This is a genomic window from Acidaminococcus hominis (genome assembly GCF_900291475.1).
Taxonomy (GTDB): domain Bacteria; phylum Bacillota; class Negativicutes; order Acidaminococcales; family Acidaminococcaceae; genus Acidaminococcus; species Acidaminococcus hominis.
In genome coordinates, this window is sequence record NZ_OLMM01000011.1 from 1 (window position 1) to 3,680 (window position 3,680).

Below are 3,680 nucleotides of genomic sequence, written 5' to 3' on the forward strand. Positions count from 1 at the left end.
CAATTCTCAAGGCTATATGCCGCAGAGAATTGGTTAATATGAGCCATGTGATAGCGGCCTGCAAAGCGAACCTGGAAGGTGAAGCTGAGCAGCATGCCGCGAACCACTCAGGGGCCGGTCTTAGGCCTATACTGGTCATGTGCTAAACTGGATTTTGAGAAAAGAATTATGATAGGTAGGTAAATAAATTTCTACATCTAACCCCATCTAGAATTTGACCAGCAGCGAATAAGAACGCTTCCTGCAAACGTGTAGGAAGTGTCGCCGCAGGCGACGATAGAAGTTTTATTTCACAGCCCCTTTTTTACCTTAGTTCACAACTACATTCTCCGTGTAATCGTAGCACTATATGTGAAGCCCTGCTTCACGCCGTGCCAGCCGGTGACTCTCACATCGGCGCCCCAGGGGTTTTCTCTGCTGGTTTTGCTCTGCCAGCCCAGTTCCAGGAATTCGCTGGAGCCTTTCATGCTGGCATCAGGGGTGGTATAGTCACGATACCGGGCTTTGGCTTTGCCGTCGAATTCGTAGTCCCAGCCAATGCCGGCGTAGAAGCTGGTGGTGTTTTCGTCCAGGTGTTTGGTCCAGCGCAGGCCCAGGCGTGTCCAGAAGGAATCGGTGCTTTCCAGCTGATATTCTGCGCTGCCCCGGTCGCTGTTCAAGCGTACGGTATCTCCGCCCAGATGGGAGTAGAAGACTTTGCCGTACAGGTTGTAGTCGTTGTCGTCCTGGCGGAAGATTTTGCCCAGGCCCAGATGGGCTGCGAAGTAATTGGCTCCGGTGCTGTAGCCGGCAGGGATACCTGCGATGATGCCACTGTAGTCGCCATTTAACCGACCGGCGCGAATCAAGCCTTCGTAGTGGAGGCCACTGTTCTGGTCTCTGCGAAGGAGGATACCGGCGCCTACGTACCGCTGGCTGCCGTCGCCTCTGCGACCGTTCTTATAGCTGGTATAGTTGCCAGTGCCGTATTCCATGAAGGGCATAATGGTATCGGCATAGTCTTTTTTGATGACCCGTTTGACAAAGCCCAGTTCGCCGTTAAAACCATTGGTATCTACGGTAGAACTGCTGTTGTAGCGGAGGTTGTGGCCGCCCAGCATGACATAGGGAGCGAACTTGGCTTCTGCTTCCCGTTCTTCCCGCTCTGCAATTTCAGCGGCGGTCAGGGTAACGTCTGCCGTCTTGGCGTCTGCTGCTTCCAAGGGAGAGGCTGCCGCCATGACAGGGCCCTGTCTCAGGCTCATGCCTGCAGGGCTGGCCATGTAGGCGCTGTCTCCCAGGCTGCTCATGATGCTGTGGTCGTCTTCCCGGAGCCGGGCTGCTTCATGGCTTTCGGCCCAAGCTGCCAGGGCAGCTGCCAGGCCGTCGGTGACGGCCGCATCGGAACCGCTGGAAACGGTGGTGACGGCGCTGGTCCGATCCTGGGCAATGGTCTGGGTGTCCGGGTTCAGAATGGGTTTACTGTCAGTGGGGACGTAAAGGACGATGGTATTGGCATCCTGCTTTTTAATGAACGCTTTGCGCTGGAGGAAGCCGGCGTCTGTTACGATATCCTGGCCATCCATCATGCTGTAAGTGGCACCTTCCGTGTTCAATGCCTGATTGCCGTTGTGGAGCAGATTGATAACCTGGCCCGGATTCAGTTGGGTCACGTCCTGCACCCCGGCACGGATAACAGCATCATGGACGTCCGCGGTATCCGTGACTTCCAGCAGTGTCTCCCCCGCTTTGGTGTCGGCGGGAACGTAGAAGTTCAGGTTCTGGAAATAACCCAGGTTCTTGACGGTATTGCCTTTGGTGGAAAGATTCAGGGTGTTATTCTTGCTTTCGGTGGTGCTGTAGCCGCCATAGAGGCTCAGGTTGGAGCTGAGCACACCGCCGGTGATATTCACGGTGTTGTCAGCAGCTGTACCGCCATTGGTCCAGCCAGCTGCCAGAATCGGCTCAGAAGCCGCTGCCGAGCCCAGCTGCCCGCCAGAAACGGTCACGCTGTTGCCAGTGGCATTGCCTTGGGGCGTATAGCCGCCGTACACACTATTCTCCGCACTGCCGCCGGAGATAGCAACGGTATTGTCAGCAGAGTTAAACCCATAGCCTTCTGGTATAGCTACAGACTCACCAATACCGCCACCATAGCCACCGTAAATATTGCCGGCAACCCGACCGCCAGACATCTCTACGCTGTTTCCAGAGGCACTTCCCATGGCGGAATAAGCCCCGTACAGGTTATTCAAAGGAAGTTTCTCATACCGTGCATCGGTATTCGTTTCCACCTGGCTGAAGTCCACTTGGCCTCCAGACATGATGACCTTGTTGCCAGTGGTTGCTCCGTCACCGCTATAAGCGCCGGTACCAACCCCTACGGTACCTTGGGTAATGGTCAGGATATTGTCCTTAACAACTTGTTCTTCATAAGAGGAGCCTGCATACCCGGCATAGGCGCGGTTTACAGTGCCGCCGTTAATGGTGATGGTATTGCCCTCTATCGGGGCCCCGGCACTGGAATAGCCGCCGTACAGATACTCTACTTTTCCTGCTCCCATCACTGCAGTATTTTTCACGGCTGCCATATCTCCAAAGCCGCCATAGGCTTTGAAAATACTGCCGGTAAATTTATCGGTAATAATCAGGTGGTTTTGTTCGGCAACACCGTAGGCGCCTGAACCAGCCTCCACCTCGAAAATTTTTCCTGTAACCTGATCCAGTGTAACGGTGTTGTTGGAAGCCGTGCCCATGGTTTTTACTGCGACTCCGCCAACCAGAAGCTGAAAGCTGGTGCCGGCCTTAACATTGACCGTATTGTTAGAGGCATCCCCTTCGTAGGCCATGCCGCCCTCAATCTGGTAGGCTTGACCGCCGTCAAACTCGACCTGGTTTCCAGATGCCTCTTCCCTAGCCGCACCGCCATAAATCATAGCCTGGCCTTGGGTATTGGTCATAAAAACCTTATTGTTCTGGGCTTTGCCGTTATTGGCAGAACCACCAGAAATGTAGCTTCCAAACTCGAATTTGGAATTCTTCAGAGTCACGGTATTCCCGTTGGCATTATCAGCAGCATCAACATAAAGGCCGCCGGTGATGGAGATACCCTTTGAGCCACTGCCGTCATAGGAAACTTTATCACCCGTCACGGTATTGCCGCTGGAGGTATTGGTGTCGCTGTTGCCGGTAATAGCTGCTCCGTCAGCAAGTGTGCCGGACACGGTCACAGAATCCGCCTGAGCCGGTGCTGCGTACAGGCCCATACCAAAAATACTGCAAAGAACGATTGCTGTTAATCTTTGTTGATAAGTTGTTCTCCCCATAAGCTAGCCAGAAAATCCCTAGAGTTTCTGGTATGCCTCCTTTCTACAGTACCGGAAATGTCCCTGCACTTCCGCGCTTCGTGCCGCTGCACGTTGTTGGGATAGTTTTTATAGATTCAGAGTTTTACTCTGAAGAAAACAATTTCTGGTATTTTTGTATCTATATAATTATAATTGAATGTTCTGAATTTTTATGCTATGTCATCTCCCTAAAGAGAGAATCATTGCTGCTAGATCACCAATAATTTAACTTGGTAAATTGCAAGTTGAATTTGAACAACTATAATCAAGAAACACACTCAATAGCATAAACTTCATCGAGGAATGCATCAAATAGCTCTGACGGCGTATGGTAGCCCAAAACACGACGTGGGC

General features: G+C 52.5%; 1 protein-coding gene. It reads right to left on the reverse strand.

The window, feature by feature from the left end:
* Window positions 1-320: 320 nt before the first annotated feature.
* A complete protein-coding gene (locus C7E10_RS11800) occupies window positions 321-3,245 on the reverse strand; it encodes an autotransporter domain-containing protein (RefSeq protein ID WP_105327514.1) in 2,925 nt (974 codons plus the stop codon).
* Window positions 3,246-3,680 lie beyond the last annotated feature (435 nt).